Source organism: Xanthomonas sp. WHRI 10204 (assembly GCF_040202875.1).
In the GTDB taxonomy this organism is placed as follows: domain Bacteria; phylum Pseudomonadota; class Gammaproteobacteria; order Xanthomonadales; family Xanthomonadaceae; genus Xanthomonas.
In genome coordinates this window covers 1,636,288-1,658,435 of the sequence record NZ_JBEGDW010000001.1, presented here as the reverse complement: position 1 = coordinate 1,658,435, position 22,148 = coordinate 1,636,288, and the positions used below count along the sequence as shown (strand labels likewise).

Genomic DNA, 22,148 nt, shown 5'->3' with positions numbered 1-22,148 from the left:
ATCCGGCAAAGTCCGGTCGAATGCTTGGCACACAAGGCGTTGCGCAGACCAAACTGCGATCGTCAAGGCTGTTTAAAAACTAAACTGGACGGTATAGTCTACCGCCATGACTCCTCGTTCCCCCCGTGCTGCCCGGCGTTCGGACTGCGATCGCCGCATCCATGCTGCCGTGCATACGTTGCTTGCCGAGCGCGGCATGCGGCTGAGCATGGACGCGGTGGCCGAGCGCGCCGGCTGTTCCAAGCAAACGCTCTACAGCTATTACGGTTGTAAAGAGAATCTGCTGCGCGATGTCCTGCAGGACCACGTGCACCTGGCCACGGTACCGCTGGACGCGGTGTCAGGCGATCTGCGCGAAGATCTGCTGGCCTTCGCGCTGGCCCATCTTGACCGTCTGAACAGCCCGGATGTGTTACAGACCTGTCGTTTGGTGGAAGCCGAGTCGCACCGGTTCCCCGATCAATCCCAGCAGATCTTCCAGGAGGGCGTCGTCGGTATGCAGCAACGCCTGGCGCATCGCTTCGAGCAAGCGATGGCCGCCGGCCAGCTGCGCCATGACGATCCGCACTTCATGGCCGAGCTGCTGCTCAGCATGATCGTCGGGCTGGATTTCGATCGCCAACGGTTTCAGGTTCCCCATCGCGCCGGCCTTGCCGCCAGGCAGCAGTGGGCGCAGTTCGCCGTCGATACCTTTTTGCGGGCGTTTGCCGCGGCCAACGCCGCGCCTGCGCTGGCCCCGCTTGCTCTTCTCACTTCAAGACCCTAACGGAGTTCCTCCTGATGATTGCCCCGCTCCGCACCTTCGGCCTGGCCTTGGCCATCACCGTGGCGCTCGCTGCCTGCAGCAAGCCCGAACAACAGCAGGCGCCGCCGCCGCCGGAAGTGTCGGTGCTGGAAATGAAGCCGCAGACGCTGCCGCTGGAGCGCGACCTGGTGGGTCGCCTGTCGGCGTTCCGCTCGGCCGACGTGCGCGCCCGCGTAGACGGCGTGCTGCTCAAGCGCTTGTACACCGAAGGCACCGACGTCAAGGAAGGCCAGCCGCTGTTCGAGATCGACCCGATGCCGCTGCGTGCCACGCTGTTGCAGGCACAGGGCCAGCTGGCCGCCGCGCAGGCGACCTACGCCAACGCCCAGGTCGCCGCCAAGCGCGCGCGTAGCCTGGCGCCGCAGCAATACGTCTCGCGCGCCGACATCGACAACGCCGAAGCCACCGAGCGCTCCTCCGGGGCCAACGTGCAGCAGGCGCGTGGCCTGGTCGAGTCCGCCCGCATCCAGCTCAGCTTCGCCAGCGTCACCTCCCCGATCACCGGCCGTGCCGGCATTCAGCGGGTCACCGAAGGCGCGCTGGTCGGCTCGGGTGAAGCCACCCTGCTGACCACGGTCGACCAGATCGACCCGCTGTACGTGAACTTTGCAATGAGCAGCGAAGAACTCGCCGCGCTGCGCCAGGCGCAGAGCAGCGGCAACGTGCAGCTCAGCGGCGACGGCAAGTCCACCATCAACGTGGAGCTGGGCAACGGCACCCTGTACCCGCACCCCGGCACGCTGGACGTGTCGGCAGTGACGGTGGACCCGAGCACCGGTGCGGTATCGCTGCGCGCGACCCTGCCCAACCCGGAACTGGCGCTGCTGCCGGGTGCATTCGTCACCTTCAAGGCCAGCCTGGGTCAGCGCAACAATGCCTACCTGCTGCCGCAGCAGGCGCTGCAGCGCGATGCGATGGGCGCCTATGCATTGGTGCTGGGCAAGGACGGCAAGGTGGTGCGCAAGAACCTCACTGTCGACGGCCAGCAAAAGGGCCAGTGGATCGTGACCGGCGGCGTGACCCCGGGCGACCAGATCATTGTCGATGGCGTGCAGAAGGCCAAGGAAGGTCAGCCAGCCAAGGGCGTGCCGTGGGATCCGAACAAGCCGGCCGCCGGTGGCCAGCCGGGTCAGCCCGGTGCACCTGGCGCGGCTCCGGCCGCAGGCCAGGCTGACGATGCGAAGGCCGCACCGGCTGCAAACGCAGCCGATGCCGCGGCACCGGCAGCGCAGGAACAGCCCAAGCAGGATGCGGCCGCGCAACCGGCCGACTCCCAGTCCAAGCAGCAGTGACGGAACCCGGACATGCCTAAGTTTTTTATCGAACACCCGATCTTTGCCTGGGTGGTGGCGATCCTGATCTCGCTTGCGGGCGTGATCTCGATCCTGAATCTGGGTATCGAGTCGTACCCCACGATCGCCCCGCCGCAGGTCACCGTCACCGCCAACTTCCCCGGTGCCAGCGCCGATACCGCCGAAAAAGCGGTGACGCAGGTCATCGAGCAGCAGCTCACCGGTATCGACCACCTGCTGTACTTCAACTCCTCGTCGGCCTCCAACGGCCGCGTGACCATCACCCTGACCTTCGAAACCGGCACCGACGCGGATATCGCGCAGGTGCAGGTGCAGAACAAGGTGTCATTGGCCACGCCGCGCCTGCCGTCCGAAGTCACCCAGCAGGGTGTGGTGGTGGCCAAGGCCAACGCCGGCTTCCTGATGGTGGCGGCACTGCGGTCGGACAACCCGTCGATCAACCGCGATGCGCTTAACGACATCGTCGGCTCGCGCGTGCTCGAGCAGATTTCGCGCGTTCCCGGCGTCGGCAGCACCAACCAGTTCGGCGCCGAGTACGCGATGAACATCTGGTTGAACCCGGAGAAGCTGCAGGGCTATAACCTGTCAGCCACCCAGGTGCTGACCGCAGTACGTAACCAGAACGTGCAGTTCGCGGCCGGTTCGGTCGGTGCCGACCCCACGCCGCAAGGCATCAGCTTTACTGCCACGGTATCGGCGGAAGGGCGTTTCAGCTCGCCGGAAGAGTTCGAGAACATCATCCTGCGCACCGACAACAACGGTGCAACGGTGCGCCTGAAGGATGTCGCGCGGGTCACCGTGGGGCCGAGCAACTACGGCTTCGATACCCAGTACAACGGCAAGCCCACCGGTGCCTTCGGCATCCAGTTGCTGCCGGGCGCCAACGCACTGAACGTGTCCGAGGCGGTCGGTGCCAAGCTCGACGAACTGCAGCCCACCTTCCCGCAGGGCGTGACCTGGTTTGCGCCGTACGAATCGACCACCTTCGTGCGCATCTCCATCGAGGAAGTGGTGCACACGCTGGTGGAAGCCATCGTGCTGGTGTTCCTGGTGATGCTGCTGTTCCTGCAGAACTTCCGCGCCACGGTCATCCCGACCCTGGTGATTCCGGTGGCACTGCTGGGCACCTTCTTCGGCATGTACGCCATCGGCTTCACCATCAACCAGCTCACCCTGTTTGCGATGGTGCTGGCGATCGGCATCGTGGTGGACGATGCGATCGTGGTGATCGAGAACGTCGAACGCATCATGAGCGAGGAGCATCTGGAGCCGAAGGCGGCCACGCAGAAGGCGATGACCCAGATCACCGGCGCGGTGGTGGCCATCACCGTGGTACTGGCGGCGGTGTTCATCCCCTCCTCGCTGCAGCCCGGCGCCTCCGGTGCGATCTACAAGCAGTTCGCGCTGACCATCGCCATGTCGATGGGTTTCTCCGCGTTCCTGGCGCTGACCTTTACGCCGGCGTTGTGCGCCAGCTTCCTCAAGCCCACCCATTCGGACAAGAAGAACTGGGTCTACCGCACCTTCGACAAGTACTACGACAAGCTGGCGCATCGCTATGTCGGCGTGGTGGGTCACACGCTGAAGCGCTCGCCGCCGTGGATGATCGTGTTCGTAGTGCTGGTGGTGCTGTGCGGTTTCCTGTTCACCCGCATGCCGGGTAGCTTCCTGCCGGAAGAAGACCAGGGTTTTGCGGTGGCCATCGTGCAGTTGCCGCCGGGCGCCACCAAGATCCGTACCAACGAAGCGTTTGCGCAAATGCGTGCGGTGCTGGAAAAGCAGCCGGCCGTGGAAGGCATGCTGCAGATTGCCGGTTTCAGCTTCCTGGGCTCGGGCGAAAACGTCGGCATGGGCTTCATCCGGCTCAAGCCGTGGGACGAGCGTGACGTCACTGCCGAGCAGTTGATCCAGCAACTCAACGGTGCCTTCTACGGCATCAAGGGCGCGCAGATCTTCGTGGTCAACCTGCCGACCGTGCAGGGCCTTGGCCAGTTCGGCGGCTTCGACATGTGGCTGCAGGATCGCTCCGGCGCAGGCCAGGAAGCCTTGACCCAGGCGCGCAACATCGTGCTCGGCAAGGCAGCGCAAAAGGCCGACACCATGGTGGGCGTGCGCCCGAACGGCCTGGAAAATTCGCCGCAGTTGCAGTTGCATGTGGACCGCGTGCAGGCGCAGTCGATGGGTCTGGAAGTCAGCGACATCTACAGCTCGATCCAACTGATGCTGGCACCGGTGTACGTCAACGACTATTTCTCCGAAGGCCGCATCAAGCGCGTCAACATCCGTGCCGACGATCAGTTCCGTACCGGCCCCGAGTCGCTGCGCAACTTCTTCAGCCCGAGCACGACGGCGGTGGGTGCCGATGGCCAGCCCGGCATGATTCCGCTGAGCAACGTGGTCAAGGCCGAATGGACGTACGCCTCGCCGGCGCTGAATCGCTACAACGGCTATTCGGCGGTGAACATCGTCGGTAACCCTGCCCCGGGCGGTAGCTCCGGTCAGGCGATGACGGCGATGGAAGAGATCGTCAACAACGATCTGCCGCCGGGCTTCGGTTTCGACTGGAGCGGCATGTCGTACCAGGAAATCATTGCCGGTAACGCGGCGACGCTGCTGCTGGCGTTGTCGGTGGTGGTGGTGTTCCTGTGCCTGGCCGCACTCTACGAGAGCTGGTCGATTCCGGTGGCGGTGCTGATGGTGGTGCCGATCGGCGTGCTGGGTGCGATCGTGTTCTCGATGCTGCGCGGTCTGCCGAACGATCTGTACTTCAAGATCGGCATGATCACGGTGATTGGTCTGGCGGCAAAGAACGCGATCCTGATCGTGGAATTTGCAGTGGAGCAGCGCGCGGCGGGCAAGACCCTGCGCGAGGCGACCCTGGAAGCGGCGCATCTGCGTTTCCGCCCGATCCTGATGACCTCGTTCGCCTTCATCCTGGGTGTGTTGCCGCTGGCGATCTCCACCGGTGCCGGTGCCAACTCGCGTCACTCCATCGGTACCGGCGTGATCGGCGGCATGGTGTTCGCCACCGTGCTCGGCGTGATCTTCATCCCGCTGTTCTTTGTGGTGGTGCGCCGCATGCTGGGCGACAAGCTGGACGAGCAGTCCAAGGAATATCTGGTCGCACAGAACGACTCCGGCACGCACCGTCCGGATCGTTGATCGATCGCTTGATTGCAAGACGAAAAGCCCCGGCAATGCCGGGGCTTTTTTGTCGTGCTGTCCTTGGCATGGGGCAGCACACGGCAGGCACCCGCACTAGCAACCTGCCGCGCAGGTCGTTACCCCCACATGCAGTGCGGCCGGCGCTGGCATTGTTGCGATCCGCACCGGCATTGCACTGTAGGAGCGCACCCGGGCGCGAGCGTTCTACCGGTAACGCCCCTCGCGCCCAGGTGCGCTCCTACGAGGTGGCGATGATCGGAAACGCCAGCGCACGTCATGCGCAGGTCGTTACTCGCACATGCGTTGCGATTCGCCCTAGGATTTTTGCGACCCGCACTGGCATCGCACTGTAGGAGCGCACCCGGGCGCGAACGCTTAACCGGTAACGCCCGTCGCGCCCAGGTGCGCTCCTACGAGATGGCGATGCTCGGAAACGCCAGCGCATGTCATGCGCAGGTCGTTACTCCCAGGTGCAGTGCGACCGGCGCTGGCATTGTTGCGATCCGCACTGGCATTGCAATGCAGGAGCGCACCCGGGCGCGAACGCTCTACCGGTAACGCCCGTCGCGCCCAGGTGCGCTCCTACGAGATGGCGATGATCGGAAACGCCAGCGCACGTCATGCGCAGGTCGTTACTCCCACATGCAGTGCGATCCGCCCTGGCATTGTTACGGCCCGCCCTGGCACTGCACTGTAGGAGCGCACCTGGGCGCGAACGCTCTATCGGTAACGCCCGTCGCGCCCAGGTGCGCTCCTACGAGATGGCGATGATCGGAAACGGCAGCGCACGTCACGCGCAGGTCGTCACTCCCACATGCATTGCGATCCGCCCTGGCATTGTTGCGATCCGCACTGGCATTGCACTGTAGGAGCGCACCTGGGCGCGATGGGGCCTTATCGATCGCGATCAGGGCTGTCGGTAAGGCTTGGTCGCGCCCGGGTGCGCTCCTACGGTGGTGTATCGCTCGGTGGTCTATCGCTCGCTACGTCTGATCGGGTGCACGGGCAGCGGTCGAACCGCGCACCACGCAACGCCCGGTCATGACCATGCGGCGGATCGGTAGCTGCGGGTTACTCAGGCGTTCCAGCAGCAACGACATCGCGGCGCGGCCCATGTCTTCGACCGGCTGTTCGACTACGGTGATGCCCGGTTCGACCAGGTCGGTCCAGCGCTCGTTGTCGAAGCCGGCCAGGGCCAGGTCCTGCGGCAGCCGCAGGCCGGCGGTGCGCGCGGCTTTCAATGCGCCCATCAGCAGCAGGCTGTTACTGGTGACGATGGCTTCGGGACGGCTGTCGCTTGCCAGCCACTGTTCCAATTCGACAATCGCCGCTTCGGCGGTCGGCGCCACTTCGCGGTAGTCCGGGGTCAGTCCTTGCCTCCGCATCGCCGCCAGATAGCCGTCGCGGCGCTCGGCCGCGGTGGTGCTGGTGCTGCCGAACAACCCGCCGATGCGTCGGTATCCCTGCGCCTGCAGATGCGTGACCAACTCGCCCATCGCCGCGGCGTTATCCAGTACCACGCTGTCGTAGCGGCTGCCGGGGCCGGCACGGTCCACCAGCACCGTGGGGTAATCCAGGGCCAGTTCGTGCATGCGCCCCACCGTCACCCGGGTCGGGGCGAAGATCAGCCCGGTGATGCGCTCTTCCTGCATCAGCTCCAGATACAGCGCCTCACGCTCGGGATCTTCATCGGTATTGCACAGGGTGACGCGCATACCGGCACGGTAAGCAACCTCTTCCACCGCACGGATGAGGGACGTGAAGTACGGGTTGCGGATATCGGCCACGATCACGCCGAGGATGCCGGACTGCTGGGATCGCAATCGCCGCGCCATCAGATTGGGGCGGTAACCGGTCTGACGGACGGCCGCCTCAACCTTGGCACGCACCTCCTCGCTCACCGGGCCGGTGCCCAGCGCGCGCGAGACCGTGGACTTGGACACACCGGCCACCCGGGCCACGTCATTGATGCTGATACTCACTGGGACCGTTCCCGCTCCATTTGCGCACCTGACCCAGGCGCGGTGTCAGTTCCGATGCTAACCCGAAAGCACTACAAGGATTTTGTGCACTGCACATTGACCTGGATCGTGGGAACGTTCCCACTATACTTCCCAGCCTGATCCCCCCATCGGAGCCCGCCTTGTCTTCTCCGTCGCCAGCCCCCGTCACTCCCGAGCTCATCCGCCTGCGTGCTCACGCCCGCGACAAGGACGATGCCATCGCCCAGGCTGCGCAATTGCTGGTCGCCGCCGGCTGCGTGGCACCCGGTTACGACGCCAGCATGCGACGCCGCGAAGGCCTGGCGAATACCTTCCTGGGCCATGGCCTGGCCATCCCGCACGGGGTGGGCGAAGACCGTCACCTGGTGCACCGCGATGGAATCGCGGTGCTGCAGCTGCCCGAGGGCGTGGAATGGAACCCCGGCCAGATCACCCGGCTGGTGGTGGGCATCGCCGCTCAATCCGACACCCATATCACCCTGCTGCGCCGGCTGACCCGGTTGATCCAGGACCCGGCGCAGCTGGAAGCGCTGTTCACCACCGACGACCCCGGCGTGATCGTGTCGGCGCTCACCGGCGACCGCGCGCCCGACACCAGCGCCGCGCCGGCCACCGATCTGGCCGAACGCTTCGAGTGGACCATCGCCTACCCCAGCGGCCTGCATGCGCGCCCGGCCACGCGCTGGGCCGAAACCGCGCGCGGCTTCTCTGCGCGTGCGCAGGTGCGTGCCGGCGACCAAGCCGCCGATGCCAAGAGCCTGGTCGGCCTGCTGCAGCTGGGCCTGCGTGTTGGCGATAGCATCACCGTCTCGGCCGAAGGCAACGATGCGGCGGCGCTGCTCAAGCGCCTGCGCTCGGTGATGGACAGCCTGACCGCACAAGAGAAGGCCGATGCCGAACGTGCCGCGCAACGCCGCGCCGCACCGGTGGTCGGCTGGACCCCGCCGCAGGCGCAGCCGGCCATCGTCGGCATCGGCGCCAGCCCGGGCGTGGCGATCGGCATCGTGCACCGCCTGCGTGCGGCGCAGACCGAGGTGGCCGACCAGCCGGTGGGCCTGGGCGATGGCGGCGCACAGCTGCACGATGCGCTGACCCGCACCCGCCAGCAGCTGGCGGCGATCCAGGACGACACCCAGCGCCGTCTCGGCGCCTCGGACGCGGCCATCTTCAAGGCCCAGGCCGAGTTGCTCAACGACACCGACCTGATCACCCGCACCTGCCAGCTGATGGTCGAAGGCCATGGTGTGGCGTGGTCCTGGCACCAGGCGGTGGAACAGATCGCCTCCGGCCTGGCCGCGCTAGGCAACCCGGTGCTGGCCGGCCGCGCGGCCGATCTGCGCGATGTCGGTCGCCGCGTGCTGGCCCAGCTCGACCCGTCTGCAGCGGGCGCCGGCCTGACTGATTTGCCCGACCAGCCCTGCATCCTGCTGGCCAGCGACCTGTCGCCGTCGGACACCGCCAATCTGGACACCGCACGTGTGTTCGGCCTGGCCACCGCACAGGGCGGCCCGACCTCGCACACCGCGATCCTGTCGCGCACCCTTGGCCTACCGGCGCTGGTCGCGGCCGGCGGCCAGTTGCTGGAGATCGAAGACGGCGCCACCGCCATCATCGACGGCAGCAGCGGGCGCCTGTACATCAACCCGTCCGCGCAAGATCTGGACGCGGCACGCACCCACATCGCCGAACAACAGGCCATCCGCGAGCGCGAAGCCGCGCAGCGCGCCTTGCCGGCCGAAACCACCGACGGCCACCACATCGACATCGGCGCCAACGTCAACCTGCCCGACCAGGTGGCGATGGCGCTCACCCAAGGTGCAGAAGGCGTCGGCCTGATGCGCACCGAGTTCCTGTTCCTGGAAAGCGGCAGCACGCCCACCGAAGACGAGCAGTACGCGACTTATCGCGCCATGGCGCAGGCTTTGGACGGCCGCCCGTTGATCGTGCGTGCGCTGGACATCGGCGGCGACAAGCAGGTGGCGCATCTTGAATTGCCGCACGAAGAAAACCCGTTCCTGGGCGTGCGTGGCGCGCGCCTGCTGCTGCGTCGCCCCGACCTACTGGAGCCGCAGCTGCGGGCGCTGTACCGCGCGGCCAAGGACGGGGCGCGGCTGTCGATCATGTTCCCGATGATCACCTCGGTGCCGGAGCTGATCGCCTTGCGCGAAATCTGCGCACGCATCCGCGCCGAGCTGGATGCACCGGAGGTTCCGATCGGCATCATGATCGAAGTACCAGCCGCCGCCGCGCAGGCCGACGTGCTGGCGCGGCACGCGGACTTCTTCTCGATCGGCACCAACGACCTCACCCAGTACGTGCTGGCGATCGACCGCCAGAACCCGGAGCTGGCCGCCGAAGCCGACAGCCTGCATCCGGCGGTGCTGCGCATGATCCGCAGCACCATCGACGGCGCGCGCAAGCACGAGCGCTGGGTTGGCGTGTGCGGCGGCCTGGCCGGCGATGCGTTCGGTGCCAGCCTGCTGGCCGGCCTGGGCGTGCAGGAACTGTCGATGACGCCTAACGACATCCCCGCGGTGAAGGCGCGCCTGCGGGCATCTTCGCTCGGCCAATTGCAGCAGCTGGCCGAGCAGGCGCTCAATTGCGAAACCGCCGAGCAAGTGCGCGCTTTGGAAGCCAAGCGCGAGGGCATGGCATGAGCTTGCAGGCCCTCACTGTCACGCTGAATCCGGCGATCGACCAGACCATCCGGCTCGACAGCCTGCAGCCCGGCGCAGTGCATCGCGCCAGCAGCGTGCGTAACGATGCCGGCGGCAAGGGCATCAACGTGGCGGCGTGCCTGGCCGATTGGGGCACCGATGTGGCCGCACTTGGCGTGCTCGGCGGCGGCAATGCCGGCGTGTTCGAAGCGCTGTTCCGCGAGCGCGGCATCGTCGACCACTGCCAGCGCGTGGCCGGCGAAACCCGCACCAATCTCAAACTGGTGGAAGCGCGCAGCAACGACACCACCGACATCAACCTGCCCGGCCTGCAACTGACCAGCGCGCATCTGCAAAGCGTGGCCGATCAACTCGCGCCGCTGCTGCGCCCCGGCCTGCCGGTGGTGTTGTCCGGCAGCCTGCCGGCCGGCCTGCCCGACGACAGCTGGGCGCAGCTGCAGGCGCAGGCCGGCGCCGCCGGTGCCCGCGTGTTGCTCGATACCAGCGGCGCACCGCTGGTGGCCGCACTGAGCGCAGCACGCGATGCACTGCCCTATGCGGTCAAGCCGAATCGCCACGAACTGGAAGCCTGGACCGGCCGCCCGCTCACCGATCGCGCCGCACTCAGCGCCGCTGCGCATGAACTGCTGGCACGCGGCATCCAGCTGGTGGTGATTTCGATGGGCACCGACGGTGCGTTGTTCGTGCAGCGCGACCAGCGACTGATCGCGCGTCCGCCACGCCTGGCGCACGGCAGCAGCGTTGGCGCAGGCGATGCGATGGTGGCCGGCCTGGCCGCTGCGCTGCTGGATGCGAGCACCGATCTGGAGCAGTGCGCACGGCTGGCCACGGCGTTTTCGATGTGTCGGCTGGAAAGCGGCGATGCGCGCAGGCTCAGCGCCGATGGCGTGCGCCGTGCTGCGGCCGAAGTCGTGATCGAGACGCTGTCGTGAACGCTGCCTTCCACAAGGCAGCGACCGGCACGCAGGTGTCCGCGGCTTATTCGGACCGCCGTCGTCCCGGCACGCGCCACCCGCACGCGTAACGCCCCCAATTCCCCCCGCCGGCCACACCGGCGACCGCAATACAGCAGGAGTTTTGCCATGTCCTCTTCCATCGTGGTCATCGCCGCCGGCGAACGCAGTACCGAAGCCGTTCTGGCGGCCGAGGCGCTGCGCCGCGCGGCCACCGCCGCCGGGCGCAGCGTGACGATCGAAATCCGCAGCGACCAGGGCGTGCTCGGTGCGCTACCGACCGAACTGGCCAGCGGTGCCACGCAGGTCCTGATCGTCGGCGATGCCGATGCCGACACCGCACGCTTCGGCGACGCACAACTGCTGCAGCTGAGCCTGGGCGCCGTACTGGACGACCCGGCCGCTGCCGTCAGCCAGCTCGCCGTGCCCACCGCGACCACTGCATCGGCAGCGACCGACGCATCCGGCGCAGGCGGCAAGCGCATCGTTGCGATCACCTCCTGCCCCACCGGCATCGCGCACACCTTCATGGCCGCCGAAGGCCTGCAGCAAGCCGCAAAGAAGCTCGGCTACCAGATGCGCGTGGAAACGCAGGGCTCGGTCGGCGCGCAGGACGCGTTGACCGACGAGGAAATCCGCGCGGCCGACGTTGTCATCATCGCCGCCGACCGCGAAGTGGACCTGGCCCGTTTCGGTGGCAAGCGGCTGTTCAAGAGCGGCACCAAGCCGGCAATCAACGATGGCCCCGCACTCATCCAGAAGGCGCTGGCCGAGGCCGGCGTGCAGGGCGGCGCAGCCCCGGTCGCAGGCGCCAGCGCCACATCGGATAGCAAAGGCAACGGTCGCACCGGCGCCTACAAGCACCTGATGACCGGTGTGTCGTTCATGCTGCCGTTCGTCACCGCCGGCGGCCTGTTGATCGCGTTGGCCTTCGCGCTGGGCGGCATCTATGCCGGCGACGACGCGCATCAGGGCACGCTGGCCTGGTCGCTGTTTCAGATCGGCGCCAAGGCCGGCTTCACCTTGATGGTGCCCGCGCTGGCCGGTTACATCGCCTACTCCATCGCCGACCGCCCCGGCATCGCGCCCGGCATGATCGGCGGGCTGGTCGCGGCCAATCTCAATGCCGGTTTCCTCGGCGGCATCATCGCCGGCTTCATCGCCGGCTACGGCGTGGCCGCGCTCAACCGCTACATCAAGCTGCCGCGCAACCTGGAAGGACTCAAGCCGGTATTGATCCTGCCGGTGCTGGGCACCCTGTTGGTCGGTCTGGCGATGATGTACGTGTTCGGCCAACCGGTCGCCGACCTGCTGGCCTGGCTCACTGCCTGGTTGCGTGGCATGCAAGGTAGCAGCGCGCTGCTGCTGGGCCTGTTGCTGGGCGGCATGATGGCCTTCGACATGGGCGGGCCGGTCAACAAGGCCGCCTACGCGTTTTCCACCGGTCTGATCGCCAGCCAGGTCTACACCCCGATGGCCGCCGCCATGGTGGCCGGCATGACTCCGCCGCTGGGCATCGCGCTGGCCACCTGGCTGTTCCGCAACCGCTTTACCGTCGAAGAACGCGGCTCGGCCACGGCCGCCGGCGTGCTCGGGCTGGCCTTCGTCACCGAAGGCGCCATCCCGTATGCCGCGCGCGACCCGTTGCGCACCATTCCGGCGCTGATGATCGGCTCGGCCGTGGCCGGCGCGATTTCGATGTCGGTCGGCGCCGAGCTCAAGGCTCCGCATGGCGGCATCTTCGTGCTGCTGATTCCCAATGCCGTCACTCACCTTGCGATGTATGTGCTGGCACTGCTGGCCGGCGTGGCGGTCACCGCGATTGCGCTGCGCGTGCTCAAGAAGCCGGTCGCCGACGTCATCGCCTGACGTCAGCACCCTGCGGCGGCCGGTGGCCGCCGCATCCGACGCGCCGGATGCGCGTCATCCCTGATCGATCACCGCTGCGCCGCGTACCGATGTGCGCCGCCAGCGGCTTGCCCACCCACGTGCTGTCGCGTTCGCCACCTTGGCCACGCCCTCTTTGTTCGGAGTCCCGCCATGACTGCCCTGCCCTCCCGCCGCGCCCATCCCCGCCTGCTGTGCCTGTCGCTCGCGCTGGCGATCGCCCCACTCGCCCAGGCGCAGGACGCCGCCGATGCCTTCAAGCTCAAGCTGGGCTACACCGGCGAAGCCGCCTCGATGATCGACGGCGGCCGCAAGAGCGGCGATGCCTACGCCGGCCAGCTGATGGTCGGCACCGATGTCGACATGGACCGCCTGTTCGGCTGGAACGGCGCCACCATCAAGCTCTACGTCTCCAATCGTCACGGCACTAATCTGTCCAACAGCAGCATCGGCAACAGCACCTCGGTGCAGGAAATCTACGGCGGCCAGGGCACGCGTCTGGCCAACTTCACCCTGCTGCAAAAACTCTTCAACGACCGCCTGGAACTGGAAGCCGGCCGCAGCGTCGCCAACATCCATTTCCTCGGCTCGGACCTGTGCCAGTACTTCCAGGGCAACTCGGCCTGCGGCAACCCCACCTTCGTATTCCGCACCAGCAACTTCACCTACTGGCCGGTGTCCAGCTGGGCCGCGCACGCCACCGCCTGGGTCACGCCCAAGGTCTATGTGCATGTCGGCGCGTATGAAGTGAACCCGGTGCAGGCGCAGGACGGCCAGCACGGCTTGAAGTGGAGCACCGACGACACCACCGGCGTGGTGGTGCCCTATGCGGTCGGCTACAAGAACAAGGGCGGCGACGGCAGCATGGCCGCGATGTACGAACTCGGCGGCTGGCAGGACAACTCCGACTACACCGACCCGCTGCGCGACCGCAACGGCAACCCTGCCGTGCTGAGTGGGCTGGGCTATGAAAACAAGCAGGGCCGCTCGGGCCTGTTCGGTCGCTTCGAGCAGCAGGTCACCAACCCCGACCCCTCCGGCACCCGCGGCCTCACCGTCTTCGGCGCGATTCTGCAAAGTACCGGCGGCCAAGCCATCGAAGATCACTTCGTACAACTGGGCCTGGTGCAGAAAGGCACCTTCGCCAGCCGCCCGCAAGACAACATCGCCTTCGTGATCACCCAACAGAAATACAGCGACGAAGCGCTGGAAAACCTGCGTTTGGCCCGCGCCTCGGCCGGCGGCACCGGCACCCCCGCCGACAACCAGATCATGATGGAGCTCAGCTACGGCATCCAGGTCACCAAGCGCCTGCGCATCGCGCCGAACCTGCATTACGTGATCAACCCAGACCAGTTCAACGAGCCGACACGCACCAACGATCTGAAGAACGCGCTGATCGCTGGCATGCGGATCGATTGGAATTTGTGAGCCGTCGAGAAGCTGCGCGCGTTGCGCGCATGCTTGGCGGGCACCACTGATTGAAGTGAGTGGCGGGTGCGTTGCATCTGATTGCAGTACAACGCATTGCGTCGACTCGGTTGGGTTGGGCATTTGCCGGTAGCCGACAGAGTTCGATGAGCCGCGTAGTCGCGCGACCGCACGCAATGAGGCGCTATCAGCCGACCCGGTCGCGCGCAGCCAGCCGCTGGCCACGCAAGATAACGCGACAGCGGATGCCGAAGCTGTAATGACCCACCACTGCCTAGCGCCTGAGTTAAGCCGACCCGCGAGGCGGCTTCGGCTTGAACGAATTGTTAGGCCGAAAGCCGGTCACTTTTGGCCCCATATCTGCCAACCCACTAGCACAGCGTTAACCGCTGTGACTGCGAGGATGACCCAAGTAAGGGTGCGCATTGTTTGAGTTAGCTGCAGCATGCGAGCGCTCTCCCTAGCCATTTGTCTCCGGACAATCTCGTCACGGTAGAAGCCGGTGCCCACGACGGTGTTGTGTGCGGCGGCGTCGTAACGATCGATCAGGTCGTCATCTGACAGTGACTGCAAATCAGCGTGTTTTGGAATGTAGCCCATGAGCTTCCTCTTGCGGCCTAGCGTTTGACTTAAGCGGCGCCGTTAGGCATCCAATTGAAGGAGGGGTTAGGCGTCGCGGGCATGTCGGCGGCGGTGGCCATTAAATAACCTTGTTCATGTCTACGCCGTAGCCGGCATTCCTAAGTTCCTTGGCAACGGCAAGGTGCCAAGCGCCATGGTCGTCTAGTGGCACGTAGACCACGCCACTAATGTCGTTGGGAACTTCCGTACCGTCTTTCACAAGAGCGCAAACGTGGCGCCTACCTAGCTTTGAAATCAGATAGCCGTGTTCAAAGACTACGTTCTGCCGAGCGCGAGACTTTGGCTGGTCACCCACCAAGCCACCTGAGTCACAAGGCGTGTACAGTACCAAAGCAAAACCAACGTTGGTGTGCTCCTCAATTTTCTCAATGATGGTTTTGCCGCCACTGACTTGCTCGTGAAGAATTATTGCTTTAAGCCCGAGCTTTTCCACAAATCTTGCGGCCGATATCTTGGCTAAGTCGTCTCGGCCGTGAACTATGAAGACCTTCGATTGATCAAGGACTTCCGACTTTGTCTTCTCGGCTACCGAAGATGTGGCTGGGGCCGCCTTTGATAGCGTGCCTTTGACGCGGTCGAAAACTTCGTTAGTGATGTCCTTGGTGTACTTTTCGTACCTAAGAATATCGCTCGGCGAAACGAACATAATCACGTTGGATGGCATGTGATCGTTCTCGTATTTCGAAAGCTCGGCCACCGTCTTTTCAGTCTGCTTAATGGCGATTCGTTTGATCTCTGCTTTGCTGAGGAAGTAGCCATCGAACTGAAAGTCTTCACCTTTAAAGAACGGGACTAAGACTCTTGCCTCAATGTCTGAGAGATCAGCCTTATCCAGTTCGAAGTACTGCTTGTTTTTGCTTTGCTTGCCGACCTTTTCGTTCGTTTCGATGACCACTTGAAAATACATGAAGGCGTCCTGTACGAGATAGATTGATGCTAGCCGTGAAAGGGTGTGAACGGATATTCGACACCTAACAAATGAGTTAAATCTCGCCGTGAAGCGGCGTCGGCTTGGACGAATTGTTAGGCCGCACCTAGGTTGGCTGCGGCCTGCATGACCAATTCTACTGCTTCAACAGAAGTCCAGGCCACGTCAGGTGGTTCCAAAGAAAGGATATCGACGATGTCGCTTCCTGAGACTATGGAGTAGTGGCAAGGCGTCCGTCCGAAGGTAACCGCCTGCACAGAGTCCGCCGCCCACTCCGAGTTCTCGACTTGCAAGAAAGGGAACGTCCAGTTGCTGCCGGGTGACTTTGGTAGCTTCGGAACTGCCGATTCGCCAGGCCACTGATGGGCGAACTCCTCGTGCGTTGCCACGGCCTCGAAACCCTCGAAGCGCAAGACAAGCAACTGACCATTGCCAAAGTCTCCATCACACACAACAGTCATGGAGCCGGCGAAGTGCTGGAGGATAAACACACCCGAAAGATATTCAGGGACGTGTTCGATCGGACGCCAAGACTTGAACGTTTGCATAGATGTGCCTGAGCGGCCTAACGCCTGAATTAAGCCGCGCCGCGAAGCGGCGTCGGATTGAATGAATTGTTAGGCCGCACCCTCAGGCTCCCAACGTCGGTAGACCACATGTCTCAGCGGCTTTAGGGCACTAGGGGCGGGAACAGACACATGTTGCTCATCGAGGTCCCAGGGTGCAGCCAAGTCCGCAATGACCTCTGTGGCTGCGCAAGAACAGTTCTCTTGCGCGAGACCCGCAGCTAAACCGTCGTACTCGAAGCGGAGGCGAACGATAAAGGCGTTTTCATCGGCCTCGATCGAGGCTTGACGCAATTCCGGGTGGACCTCGCCACAGAGGGCGCGGACTAGGGAGAGCACTAATGTCTGACGCGATGCAATGCTGTCCATGCGGCCTAACTACTATTGGCCCGCCGAAATGCGGTGTTGCACGGAGTATCTTCGATCGCTGGCGCTTTGTGAATGGGGGGAAATCTCTAGCCGCGATCACGGGATTACATGATGGTAAGCGGACTCTACTATTGCGAGGTATCCAGCCTTATCCAGCAAAGACGCGGGCGTATGAAATACACCCCCAAAAACAATGGCGTAACAGCACGTCCGCCGACGCAGTTGCTTGATCGAGTGCGCGACCGCTTGCGCGTTAGGCACTACAGCCTTTGCACTGAGCAGACGTATCTCAGTTGGATGCGGCGCTTCGTCCTGGCCAACGGTTCTCTACCGCAACGTATTGCGTATCGATCGGCATCACGTGTCCGACGAAATCCCTGGTTTTCACAATCTTGAGTCGTGACATCACAGTGCACAACCGTGAACCAGGCGTCCACCGCCAGAAACGAAAAAACCGCGCAATGCGCGGTTTTTTCGTCACACCTTTTGCCAACCGATCAGGGGCGACGCGCCAGCGCCTCTACATCCTTGGCCTTGGGCAGCAGATCCTGCTTGGTCACCGCAAACGGCCCGATGCTCAGCATCGGCACCGCCACGATCACCGACGAGATCACCACGATCACCGCACCGATCATGTGCGTCTCGGCCAGACCTTCCATCGATTCGCCGCCGTAGATGTACAGCGCCAATGCCGACAGGAAGAACATCACTGCAGTGATGATCGTGCGCGACAGCGTCTGGTTGATCGACCGGTTCAACACTTCCAGCGGTTCCACACGCAACCCGCGGAAGTTTTCGCGCACACGGTCGAACACCACGATGATGTCGTTGATCGCAAAGCCCATCACCGACAACAGACCGGCCAGCACGGTCAGATCGAACTCGCGACCGGTCAGCGACACGAAGGCCACCGTGACCAGCAAGTCGAACAATGCCGTCACGCTGGCCACCACCGCGAACTTCCACTCGAAACGGAAGGCGATGTAGATCAAAAAGCCCACCAGCATGAACACCGTGGCGTACACGCCGTTCAAGGCCAGGTCCTTGCCGACCTGCGGGCCGACGAACTCGCCGGGCTGCACGGTGGCCGGATTCTGCTCGGTGCTGACCGCTTTGCGCACTTCTTCGGCAACGGTGCGTGCAGCGTCGTCCCGGTTGTTGTGCTGCTCGCGCGCCTGCAGACGGATCATCACCTCGTTGCCGCCGCGGGCGTTTTGCACCTGTGCGTTTTCGAAGCCGGCCTTGGACAGCTGCTCGCGCACCTGGTCCACATCCACCGTTTTCTGGAAGCTGGTTTGCACCAGCGTGCCGCCGGTGAATTCCAGCGCGTAATTGAAGCCCTTGCCGACGATGATGCCGACCGAAGCGACTGCCAGGATCAGCATCAGGATCAGCACCGGCTTGCGCGGGCGCATGAAATCGATCTTGGTGTCGTTGGGAATGAGATGGAGCGGGAACAATTTCATGGAAAAGATCTTCCGTTTAGACGTTGCGCACCCTCGGGATGCACAACGCTTGCGAAGGGATTCATCCCTCGCCCGCTACAGCTCTGCTGCAGGGGTCGAGGCCGGACTCGCATCTCAAATAGCGACGGTCTTCAGCTTCTTGCGGCTGCCGTAGATCAGCACCGCCAGCGCACGCGACACGGTGATCGCGGTGAACATCGAGGCGAAAATACCGATCATCATGGTCAGCGCGAAGCCCTTCAACGGGCCGGTACCAAACGCATACAAGGCCACCGCCACGATCAAACCGGTGAGGTTGGCGTCCAGGATGGTGCCGCCGGCCTTTTCATAACCCGCGGCAATCGCCGACTTGGCCGGCACGCCCAGCCGCAATTCTTCGCGGATACGCTCGTTGATCAGCACGTTGGCGTCCACCGACAGACCGACCGACAGCGCAAGGCCAGCAAAACCCGGCAGCGTCATGGTGGCGCCGAACAGCGACATCACCGCCACCACAATCAGCAGATTGAACAGCAGCGCCACCGAGGTGATCGCGCCGAACACGCGGTAGTAGATGGTGAAGAACACCAGCGTGAACAGGAACGAGTACACCACCGCAGTGACGCCGCGCTCCACGTTTTCCGCACCCAGACTCGGGCCGATCACGTATTCCTCGACAAAATCCATCGGCGCAGCCAGCGAGCCGGACTTCAGCAGCTTGGCCAGGTTCTCCGCTTCCACCTTCTCCAGACCGGTGGTCTGGAAGTTCTTGCCGAACACGCCGGCAATGCGGGTCGGCGACAAGGCTTCTTCCTTGACCCGAACGCTGCGCACTTCCTTGCCGTCGACCATGGTCACGGTGGGGATGCGCTCGATGTACACCACCGACATCAGCTTGCCGACGTTGGCGCTGGTGTAGTCGAGCATGCGCTGGCCGGCGACGTTGTTGAGCGTCACCGATACGGCAGGCATGCCGTTCTGGTCGTTGCTAACGCTGGCACTGACCATCTGGTCGCCGGTCACCAACGCGCGCTTGTTGAGCAACACCGGCGCACCGGTATCGCGCACGCGGTAGACCTTGGCTTCGGGCGGGATGCTGCCGCTGCGCACTGCGTCTTCGGCATTGCCGTCGACCACCGCGCGGAATTCCAGCGAAGCGGTGGCGCCGATCAGGCGCTTGGCTTCGGCGGTGTCCTGCAAACCGGGCAATTCGACCACGATGCGGTCTTCGCCCTGGCGCTGGATGGTCGGCTCGGACACGCCCAGCGCGTTGACGCGATTGCGCAAGGTGGTGAGGTTCTGCTCGATCGCGCCGCTGGCGATCTGCTTGAGCTCGGCCTCCGGCACCTTCACTGCGATGTTCTGGCCGCTGACGTCGTAGGTCAGCAACGGCTGCGCCTTGGCCAGCGCGGTGCGCGCCGCATCGGCGCTGGCGCCCTCGCCCAGGCTGATCTGGATGCTGTTGTCGCCGCGACGCTCGACCGCCCGATAGGCGATGCGGCCGTCACGCAAGGTGGTGCGGATGTCTTCGGCAAAGCCTTCGATCCGCTTTTCCACTGCAGCCTTCTGATCGACCTGCATGGCGAAGTGCACGCCGCCGACCAGGTCCAGGCCCAGCACCATCGGCTTGCCGCCCAGCTTGGCCAGCCACTCCGGCACGGTGGAGGCCAGATTCAGCGCCACCGTGTAGTTCTCGCCCAGCTGCTGACGCAGCACATCGTTGGCGCGGGTCTGCGCCTGCAACGAGGACAGGCGCACCATCAGGCTGTCGCCTTCCTTGGTGACGGCTTTGGGCGTGATGCCCGCGCCCTTGAGCTCGCCGTCGATGCGGCTGCGCAATGCGTCGTCGAGCTGTGCACCGCGGCTGGCGGTGATCTGCACGGACGGGTCTTTCTGATAGATGTTGGGCAGCGCATACAACGCGCTGACCGCCAGCACCAGCAGGATCAGGAAATACTTCCAGCGAGGAAATTCGAGCATTGCGACAGTCCCGCACAGCACCATCCCGGCGCCGCGCCTAGCAGTGAGAACGACTTCAAGCGGCCAATACAACGTCGCGAGCGGTCATCCGGTGGATACGGGCAGTGCGCGAAGCGAAAACGCCAAGTGGCGCATTCCGACTCCGTGCACCGACTGCGCCCGCCTGACGGTGCGCGCAGCGGTGGTATTGCAGGCCTTCAATTGCAGCGACGTCTTGAGCAGCCCAACGCAGGCATCGGCAGCGCGACGACAGCGGAGTGTACGAGCGGCCCCTGGCGTTTTCGAGCACCGGCCGGCAGCGCCAGACGGTGCTCGATGCCGATAACCCGACTCAGCTGGCGGACTTCAGCGTGCCCTTCGGCAGCACATGGCCCACCGCACTCTTCTGCACGCGGATGCGGACGTTGTCGGCCACTTCCACGGTGATGAAGTTGTCGCCGATGTCGGCAATCACGCCAGCGACGCCGCCGGAGGTGATGACTTCATCGCCGCGTGCCAGCTTGTCCAGCAGCGACTTGTGCTCCTTCTGACGCTTCATCTGCGGACGAATCATCAAAAAATACATGACCGCAATCAGGATGATCGGCAGCGCGAAGGTGGACAGGCTCCCCATCGGGCCGGCGGCCGGCGCGCCACCGGTGGCTTGCGCCTGGGCGACCGGGATCAGGAAATCGAGCAAATTCATTCAGTGCATCCTAGTTTGGTGCCAGCGCGCCCCACGGGCCCACTCGCTATTCAGGTACCGCCAGAGCGGAACAGCCGGGAATTATGCCACGCGGGTTCCACCCCGTCCGCGCCAAAGGCAAGGACGGCAGGGCTCAGCTGGTTTCCCCCGGCAACGGCGGCGTGGTGGCGCCGCGTGCCGCATAGAAGGACCGCCGGAACTGCACAAAGGTTCCCGCCGCGATCGCCGCACGCATGTCTGCCATCAGTTTTTCGTAGTACCAGAGGTTGTGCATGGTGCCCAGCATCGGGGCCAGCATCTCGTTGCAGCGGTCCAGGTGACGCAGGTAGGAGCGCGTGTAGCCGCTGCTGCAGGCATGGCAACCGCAGCCCGGCTCGATGGTGTCCAGGTCGCGTTCGTATTTGGCGTTGCGGATGCGCACCGTGCCGAACGAGGTGAAATAGTGGCCGTTGCGCGCGTTGCGGGTGGGCATGACGCAGTCGAACATGTCCACGCCGCGCGCCACGCCTTCTACCAGGTCTTCTGGCCGGCCCACGCCCATCAGATAGCGCGGGCGATCGGCTGGCAGCTGCGGATGCAGGTGTTCGAGCATGGCGTTGCGCTCGTGCTCGGGCTCGCCCACCGCCAAACCGCCGATGGCGTAGCCATCGAAGCCGATGGCGTGCAGGCCCTCCAGCGAGCGGCTGCGCAGGTCCGGGTGCACCCCGCCCTGCACGATGCCGAACAGCGCCGCGTCGTTGCCCAACCCGTCATGCGCATCGCGCGAGCGCTGCGCCCAGCGCAGGCTCAGTTCCATCGAGCGCCGCGCGACCTCTTCGGTGGCCGGGTACGGCGTGCACTCGTCGAAGATCATCACGATGTCCGAATCGAGCACCTTCTGGATCTGCATGCTCTCTTCCGGACCCAGGAACACCCGCGCGCCATCGGTGGGCGAGGAAAAGGTCACACCCTGCTCGGTGATCTTGCGACGGTGGGCCAGCGAGAACACCTGAAACCCGCCGGAATCGGTGAGGATCGGCCCATCCCAGCGCGCAAACCCGTGCAAGCCGCCGTGGTCGCCGATCACATCCAGCCCCGGGCGCAGATACAGATGAAAGGTGTTGCCCAGGATGATCTCCGCCCCCAGCGCGCGGATCTGCTCGGGCAGGATGCCCTTGACCGAGCCATAGGTGCCCACCGGCATGAACGCCGGGGTTTCCACCGTGCCGCGCGGAAAGGTCAGGCGGCCACGGCGCGCGTGGCCGTCGGTGGTCTGGAGCTGGAACTGGAGTCGGGACATTGAAAGGCCGGGAATGGGG

At 64.5% G+C, this 22,148-nt stretch carries 16 protein-coding genes; 7 read left to right on the top strand and 9 right to left on the bottom strand.

Annotation, left to right across the window (positions count from 1 at the left end):
- Positions 1-106 precede the first annotated feature (106 nt).
- Genes ABQZ00_RS07230 through ABQZ00_RS07220 form a run of 3 tightly spaced genes read left to right on the top strand, consistent with a single transcriptional unit; the run spans position 107 to position 5,280 of the window.
- Positions 107-766 carry a TetR/AcrR family transcriptional regulator gene (locus tag ABQZ00_RS07230; protein WP_055851754.1) on the top strand — a complete coding sequence of 220 codons (660 nt, stop codon included), beginning with the start codon at positions 107-109 and terminating at the stop codon, positions 764-766.
- A gap of 14 nt (positions 767-780) precedes the next feature.
- Positions 781-2,097, top strand: coding sequence for an efflux RND transporter periplasmic adaptor subunit (locus ABQZ00_RS07225; protein WP_055851751.1), 1,317 nt, complete (start codon positions 781-783; stop codon positions 2,095-2,097).
- A gap of 12 nt (positions 2,098-2,109) precedes the next feature.
- Positions 2,110-5,280, top strand: a complete 3,171-nt coding sequence (locus ABQZ00_RS07220) for a multidrug efflux RND transporter permease subunit (protein ID WP_055851747.1) — start codon at positions 2,110-2,112, stop codon at positions 5,278-5,280.
- Between the two features lie 986 nt (positions 5,281-6,266).
- Here the strand turns inward: ABQZ00_RS07220 and ABQZ00_RS07215 are convergent.
- A complete protein-coding gene (locus tag ABQZ00_RS07215; RefSeq protein ID WP_115513231.1) occupies positions 6,267-7,265 on the bottom strand; it encodes a LacI family DNA-binding transcriptional regulator in 999 nt (332 codons plus the stop codon).
- 161 nt (positions 7,266-7,426) lie between these two features.
- Here ABQZ00_RS07215 and ptsP point away from each other — a divergent pair, with 161 nt between their 5' ends.
- The 4 genes from ptsP to ABQZ00_RS07195 all read left to right on the top strand — a co-directional run bounded on the left by ptsP (position 7,427) and on the right by ABQZ00_RS07195 (position 14,235).
- Entirely contained in the window at positions 7,427-9,943 is a 2,517-nt protein-coding gene (gene ptsP, locus ABQZ00_RS07210) for a phosphoenolpyruvate--protein phosphotransferase (RefSeq protein WP_323537224.1), read from the top strand.
- Positions 9,940-10,896, top strand: a complete 957-nt coding sequence (pfkB, locus tag ABQZ00_RS07205; protein WP_323537225.1) for a 1-phosphofructokinase — start codon at positions 9,940-9,942, stop codon at positions 10,894-10,896. Before ptsP ends, pfkB begins: the two co-directional genes overlap by 4 nt.
- A 150-nt stretch (positions 10,897-11,046) precedes the next feature.
- On the top strand, positions 11,047-12,786 hold the full coding sequence (locus ABQZ00_RS07200; RefSeq protein ID WP_323537226.1) for a PTS fructose transporter subunit IIC: 1,740 nt from the start codon (positions 11,047-11,049) through the stop codon (positions 12,784-12,786).
- A 171-nt stretch (positions 12,787-12,957) separates the two neighbouring features.
- The gene (locus ABQZ00_RS07195) at positions 12,958-14,235 is read left to right on the top strand and encodes a carbohydrate porin (RefSeq protein WP_323520080.1); all 1,278 of its coding nucleotides are present in this window, start codon (positions 12,958-12,960) and stop codon (positions 14,233-14,235) included.
- 342 nt (positions 14,236-14,577) lie between these two features.
- Here ABQZ00_RS07195 and ABQZ00_RS07190 read toward each other — a convergent pair whose 3' ends face one another.
- From ABQZ00_RS07190 to tgt, 8 genes are all read right to left on the bottom strand, one after another.
- Positions 14,578-14,835, bottom strand: a complete 258-nt coding sequence (locus ABQZ00_RS07190) for a hypothetical protein (protein WP_323537227.1) — start codon at positions 14,833-14,835, stop codon at positions 14,578-14,580.
- A gap of 100 nt (positions 14,836-14,935) precedes the next feature.
- Positions 14,936-15,784 carry a TIR domain-containing protein gene (locus tag ABQZ00_RS07185; protein WP_323537228.1) on the bottom strand — a complete coding sequence of 283 codons (849 nt, stop codon included), beginning with the start codon at positions 15,782-15,784 and terminating at the stop codon, positions 14,936-14,938.
- A 116-nt stretch (positions 15,785-15,900) separates the two neighbouring features.
- Positions 15,901-16,353 (bottom strand): hypothetical protein, encoded by a 453-nt coding sequence (locus ABQZ00_RS07180; RefSeq protein WP_323537229.1) that lies wholly within the window; start codon positions 16,351-16,353, stop codon positions 15,901-15,903.
- A gap of 69 nt (positions 16,354-16,422) precedes the next feature.
- Positions 16,423-16,740 (bottom strand): MafI2 family immunity protein, encoded by a 318-nt coding sequence (locus tag ABQZ00_RS23800; protein WP_503064248.1) that lies wholly within the window; start codon positions 16,738-16,740, stop codon positions 16,423-16,425.
- 497 nt (positions 16,741-17,237) lie between these two features.
- A complete protein-coding gene (gene secF, locus ABQZ00_RS07175) occupies positions 17,238-18,206 on the bottom strand; it encodes a protein translocase subunit SecF (protein ID WP_055851716.1) in 969 nt (322 codons plus the stop codon).
- A gap of 114 nt (positions 18,207-18,320) precedes the next feature.
- Positions 18,321-20,165, bottom strand: coding sequence for a protein translocase subunit SecD (gene secD / locus ABQZ00_RS07170; RefSeq protein WP_055851713.1), 1,845 nt, complete (start codon positions 20,163-20,165; stop codon positions 18,321-18,323).
- Between the two features lie 331 nt (positions 20,166-20,496).
- Positions 20,497-20,850, bottom strand: coding sequence for a preprotein translocase subunit YajC (yajC, locus tag ABQZ00_RS07165; RefSeq protein ID WP_055851709.1), 354 nt, complete (start codon positions 20,848-20,850; stop codon positions 20,497-20,499).
- Between the two features lie 133 nt (positions 20,851-20,983).
- On the bottom strand, positions 20,984-22,129 hold the full coding sequence (tgt, locus tag ABQZ00_RS07160) for a tRNA guanosine(34) transglycosylase Tgt (RefSeq protein ID WP_115513243.1): 1,146 nt from the start codon (positions 22,127-22,129) through the stop codon (positions 20,984-20,986).
- Positions 22,130-22,148 lie beyond the last annotated feature (19 nt).

Coding starts and splice junctions, on each gene's coding strand:
- ABQZ00_RS07230 (WP_055851754.1), top strand. CDS start 107: ATGACTCCTCGTTCCCCCCGTGCTGCCCGGCGTTCGGACTGCGATCGC.
- ABQZ00_RS07225 (WP_055851751.1), top strand. CDS start 781: ATGATTGCCCCGCTCCGCACCTTCGGCCTGGCCTTGGCCATCACCGTG.
- ABQZ00_RS07220 (WP_055851747.1), top strand. CDS start 2,110: ATGCCTAAGTTTTTTATCGAACACCCGATCTTTGCCTGGGTGGTGGCG.
- pfkB (WP_323537225.1), top strand. CDS start 9,940: ATGAGCTTGCAGGCCCTCACTGTCACGCTGAATCCGGCGATCGACCAG.
- ABQZ00_RS07200 (WP_323537226.1), top strand. CDS start 11,047: ATGTCCTCTTCCATCGTGGTCATCGCCGCCGGCGAACGCAGTACCGAA.
- ABQZ00_RS07195 (WP_323520080.1), top strand. CDS start 12,958: ATGACTGCCCTGCCCTCCCGCCGCGCCCATCCCCGCCTGCTGTGCCTG.
- ABQZ00_RS07190 (WP_323537227.1), bottom strand. CDS start 14,835: ATGGGCTACATTCCAAAACACGCTGATTTGCAGTCACTGTCAGATGAC.
- ABQZ00_RS07185 (WP_323537228.1), bottom strand. CDS start 15,784: ATGTATTTTCAAGTGGTCATCGAAACGAACGAAAAGGTCGGCAAGCAA.
- ABQZ00_RS07180 (WP_323537229.1), bottom strand. CDS start 16,353: ATGCAAACGTTCAAGTCTTGGCGTCCGATCGAACACGTCCCTGAATAT.
- ABQZ00_RS23800 (WP_503064248.1), bottom strand. CDS start 16,740: ATGGACAGCATTGCATCGCGTCAGACATTAGTGCTCTCCCTAGTCCGC.
- secF (WP_055851716.1), bottom strand. CDS start 18,206: ATGAAATTGTTCCCGCTCCATCTCATTCCCAACGACACCAAGATCGAT.
- secD (WP_055851713.1), bottom strand. CDS start 20,165: ATGCTCGAATTTCCTCGCTGGAAGTATTTCCTGATCCTGCTGGTGCTG.
- yajC (WP_055851709.1), bottom strand. CDS start 20,850: ATGAATTTGCTCGATTTCCTGATCCCGGTCGCCCAGGCGCAAGCCACC.
- tgt (WP_115513243.1), bottom strand. CDS start 22,129: ATGTCCCGACTCCAGTTCCAGCTCCAGACCACCGACGGCCACGCGCGC.